The organism is Marinagarivorans sp. (assembly GCF_982758155.1).
The window spans coordinates 47,251-51,787 of sequence record NZ_CEXWTU010000010.1 but is presented as its reverse complement, the minus strand read 5'-3'; the positions used below and the strand labels follow the sequence as shown (position 1 = coordinate 51,787).

Annotated in this window: 5 protein-coding genes; 1 reads left to right on the top strand and 4 read right to left on the bottom strand. The window is 46.0% G+C overall.

Annotated features, from left to right (window positions below):
• Positions 1 to 74: 74 nt before the first annotated feature.
• The 4 genes from sppA to arsC form a co-directional block, all read right to left on the bottom strand.
• The gene (gene sppA, locus AC3A8L_RS02605) at positions 75 to 1,940 is read right to left on the bottom strand and encodes a signal peptide peptidase SppA (protein WP_487960663.1); all 1,866 of its coding nucleotides are present in this window, start codon (positions 1,938 to 1,940) and stop codon (positions 75 to 77) included.
• A gap of 81 nt (positions 1,941 to 2,021) precedes the next feature.
• Positions 2,022 to 2,495, bottom strand: a complete 474-nt coding sequence (locus AC3A8L_RS02600; RefSeq protein WP_487960662.1) for a DUF2069 domain-containing protein — start codon at positions 2,493 to 2,495, stop codon at positions 2,022 to 2,024.
• Between the two features lie 13 nt (positions 2,496 to 2,508).
• Positions 2,509 to 3,144 carry an NAD(P)H:quinone oxidoreductase gene (gene wrbA / locus AC3A8L_RS02595; protein ID WP_487960664.1) on the bottom strand — a complete coding sequence of 212 codons (636 nt, stop codon included), beginning with the start codon at positions 3,142 to 3,144 and terminating at the stop codon, positions 2,509 to 2,511.
• Positions 3,145 to 3,181: 37 nt separating this feature from the next.
• A complete protein-coding gene (gene arsC, locus AC3A8L_RS02590) occupies positions 3,182 to 3,532 on the bottom strand; it encodes an arsenate reductase (glutaredoxin) (RefSeq protein WP_487960661.1) in 351 nt (116 codons plus the stop codon).
• 139 nt (positions 3,533 to 3,671) lie between these two features.
• Between arsC and AC3A8L_RS02585 the strand changes: the two genes are divergently transcribed.
• Positions 3,672 to 4,537: YihY family inner membrane protein (locus tag AC3A8L_RS02585; protein WP_487960660.1), on the top strand; the 866-nt coding region annotated here is incomplete at its 3' end.

Sequence of the window (4,537 nt, the reverse complement as noted above, 5' to 3'; positions counted from 1 at the left end):
TCCCTGCAGGCCCTCTTCGCCTAATTGGATAAACTATTATTGCCTCGTCCCTAAAGCGCAGAGGCTTTCAGTATTTAGGGTTGAGATAAACAATCTGCGCATAATGCGTAGATTTTAGGTTGCGATAAATTTTGACTCTGTTCTGCGAGTAGTTGAGTCAGCGGCGACTGATTAACGTGGTACGCAATATTATTGATCAACGCATTGGCTGGATTCTGGCTTCCTAGTGTAGGGATAACAGCGTGAGTATTCAGGCTAATGTTTTTCAATATTTCTTCAACGGGAGTTAGGTCGCGCTCCACCAGTGTGATGATGGGATTCTCGATATTGACATGCTGCGCTAATGCATTAATCGTATCGTCTAAAGAGCCTAGATGATCAACTAAGTTGTGTTCCATTGCCTGTGCGCCCAACCATACGCGTCCTTCGGCAACTTTTTGAATCTCTTCTACGGTGCTATTGCGGGCGTCGGCGGCGATGGTTAAAAACTTGCTATAAACAGACTCAACCCCCATTTGGAAAACCGTTTTTGCTTGTTCGCTCATGGGGCGATCTAGGTGGAATAGGCCTGCGAGCTCGCTGGTGGCGATACCGTCTGAAGTCACGCCTATTTTGTCGAGTGTGGTTTCAAAGGTTGGAATAATGCTAAAAACACCTATCGAGCCTGTGATTGTTGTGGGTGTTGCCCATATTTGATCGGCGCCTGCGGCCAGCCAATAACCTCCTGAAGCGGCCATACTGCCCATCGATATGAAGACGGGCTTACCGGCGGCGCGCGTTTCGGTTATTTCTTGGCGAATAAGTTCTGAAGCAAAAGCGCTACCGCCGCCGCTATCAACACGGATGACTATGGCTTTTAGACTTTCATCATTACGGGCTTTGCGAATAAGTTGCGATAAGGTATCGCCGCCAATACTGCCCTCAGGTTGCTCGCCATCCATAATGGTGCCAGCGGCCACGATTAAACCAATATTGCCTTGCTGCTGAAATTTATTCAGTGCTATTTCTTGCTGGTAACTGATGGGGTTGATGTGGTTGAACATGTTGCTGTCGTGTTTACTGCGGCCAAACTGGGCAATTAAATAATCGATGAGTGCTTGTTTTGAACCTGTTTCATCCACAAGATTAAAATCTTTAGCGAGCTTGGCACCGTCGCCATCGGCATTGCGCAGTAATTGCGGCAGCGTTTTAATGTAGGTGTCGAGCTGGCCTACTGATAACCCGCGGCGCTCTTCTACGTCGCTGCTGTAGGTTGCCCAAAGAGAGGTTAGCCAAGCTTCATTATGTGCGCGTGATGGTTCTGACATGTCGGTTCGGATATAAGGCTCTACAAAATCTTTAAAGGTACCCGATTTGAAAACATGAACATTGATGCCGAGTTTATCAATCAAGCCTTTAAAATAATTGCGGTACAAGCCAAAACCAGTGATGGCAACGCCACCCATATCATGTATGTAGATAGTGTCTGCATAGCTGGCTAAATAATATTGCTGTTGATCCAGGAAGTTACCGTAGGCAATAACAGGCTTTTGGCTTTTCTTGAATAGGGTAATGGCTTGGCCTAGCTCTTGGAGTTTACTAATGCCGCCGCCATTTAAATCATTTAATTTAATAATTAGTCCCGTTACACGGTTATCTGTAGCGGCTAATTGAATGGCTTCAATTAAGCTTTGTAAGTGTGTTTCGGGGGGAGTGTCACCGGTAAGTGCCGCTAGTGGGGGTTCATAGCTGAGTTGATCAACGAGCATGCCTGATGGGGCAATAAACAGCGGGCCTTGCTCTATGGGCTTAGGTGCGGATTCCATTACGGCGGAAAATACAACGACCAAAACAATTAAAAATACGATGTTTAGTATGGCTATGCGTAGCCAGCTAATGGCGTTCCAAAAAAAATGCCAAATACGCGCGAAAATATTTTTGCGTGGAGCTTGTGTACTCATGAGAATCCTTAATCAAAAATGAAGTCACAACAGGCGCTACCTGCGACTAGACTGTAAATTTTAGGGCCGTAATGATGTTAGCTAAGGGGTGAGCCTTTCTGTTACTTCATCACTGCTGCTGTAGGTGGCATGGTGTAATAAGTATTGTTCTTTTTCTGTAAGGTAAAGCCAGCGTGCGGCCATGGTGCTGGTAATAAATAGTGATGTACTAAAAGTCAGTAAACACCAATCAAACCATGTTGGATTAAAACCCATAACGCCTTCGACGCCTTTTATAAAGTATAAAAAGAGTACGAAACCCAGCCAAGAGTATGTGCGGCGCCTGCGAATACGTAAGCCAAACCAAAATAATAATAAAGGTAGGCACTGCACAGACCACTGAAATAAGCTTATGCCTTCTGGTCTAAACCATTGATGCAAGCTGAAGGTTGTGAGCAGCGCGCAGTAAAAAAACAGTGTTGCCCAGTGGGCGTAAAGGGCGCGGCGTTCGAAAAACGAAATGCGTAGCTGCGTGGCTGCGAGATCGATGGATGGTGAAAGAGGGGTATTGGACACAAATAATCCTAAATTAATCGCTGTTGGTTAACGGTGTCGAGAGCTTCAGTGCAAGTAGGGCGATGCGCTTACCTAGTGCAAAACAGGCGGCCTGCTCTTCGGGTGTTAATTGTGTGGCGCCATGTGTGTTATTGGCGTTATGGCTGTGGTGACTGGCACCATAAGGGCCACCGCCGGATTGCGTTTCGTGAATACAGGCTTCGCTATAGGGAATGCCTGCTATTACCATACCGTGATGTAATAGCGGTAAGTACATACTTAATAGGGTCGATTCTTGGCCGCCATGTAGGCTACTCGAGGCAGTAAAAACGCCGGCAGGTTTGTTTATTAAGCAGCCGTTTAGCCATTGCGTTGCAGTGGTGTCCCAAAAATATTTTAAGGGTGCAGCCATATTACCGAAGCGCGTTGGGCTGCCCATGACAAGTCCTGCGCATTGGCTTAAGTCTTCGTGGCTACAGTAGGGGGCACCATTGGCCGGTACGGCGCTTTCGGGTTGTTCAATGACAGGCTGCACGCGCGGTACGGTACGCATTACGGCCTCTACTTGGCTAACGCTATTAACGCCGCGGGCAACATGCTTCGCTAAAGTGGCTGTTGCGCCTTGGCTGCTGTAGTACAGCACTAATACTTTGATGGCTGTCGTTGTCATCATGTTCTCTGGTTTAGCATTATGGTGGAGTGGGCTGTTACAGCAAGCTCAATACGTTTTCGGGTGGGCGTCCTAAAACAGCATTGCTGCCTTTTATCACAATTGGGCGCTCGATAAGCTTTGGGTGTTTGACCATTGCAGCAATTAAAGCGCTGTCGTCTAGATCTGCATTGCTAAGACCCAGCGCTTTATAGTCGGCTTCTTTATCGCGTAACAGGCCGCGTGCTGTTATCCCAAGCTTTTTGATAATGGCTTTGAGGTCTGATGCTGAGGGTGGCTCATTCAAATATAGAACCACAGCGGGCTCAATACCATTCTCTTCGAGTAATGCCAGTGTTTGGCGAGACTTTGAGCACCTTGGGTTGTGATAAATCGTATAATCAGCCATAACTACTAAAATGTACGTCGCTTGAGAGTGAGTTGGCTATTTTAGCGCATATTAATCTGTCACATGCGCTCGAATCTGATGGTCATATCTTTTTATCCGCATTTATAGGTGATTAGTTTGCTTTTAATGGCTTTTCAGTATGCCAAAACAATTAAGTAGCGAGTGGCTACTAACAAAGGGGGCCAGGGTGTTAAAACTACAAAAGCAGCAATGGAAGAATTTGGGTGTAGGGGTCAAAATTTTTATATTTAGCTTGGTGCGTGACTTTCAGGCGGCCGGGTGTCAAAAAAGTGCAGCTGCATTAACCTATATGACGCTCTTCGCGTTAGTGCCTTTACTGATGGTTTTTTATTCGGTATTTAGCCTTGTTCCAGCCTTTGAGGGCGTGTCTGAGCAGATGCAAAATGCGCTGTTTTCCAATCTATTGCCAGAATCTAACCAGTCGGTGAAAACCTATCTACACAGTTTTTCATCACAAGCGCGCAATTTAACCTTACCCGGTATTGGTATGTTGTTTGTTACGGCATTTTTGATGCTGACAAATATCGAAAAAAACTTTAATACTATTTGGGGGGTGACACAGGCAAGGCGAGGGTTGCTTAAGTACCTGCGCTATTGGGCTGTATTGAGTATCGGGCCAATTCTGTTGGGGATGACCATGGCGATGAGCACTTATGTGCTATCGCTGAAGCTGGTTTTTGATGCTTATGATCCTTTTGGCTTGGTGCCGTTACTGTTCAAAATATTACCTATATTGATCATGTCGTTTGTTTTCACATTGCTATTTGCGGCTGTACCTAACTGTCGGGTGCCAATGAAGTATGCCTTGATCGGTGGTTTGGTGACGGCCATGTGTTTTGAATTTGTAAAAGGAATTTTTGGTCGTTTTGTGGCTAATACCAGCTTCGAGCTGATTTACGGCGCTTTTGCTGTCGTGCCTTTGTTCTTAATCTGGATCAACCTGCTATGGACGATTGTATTGTCGGGTGCGATTTTAGTCCGTAC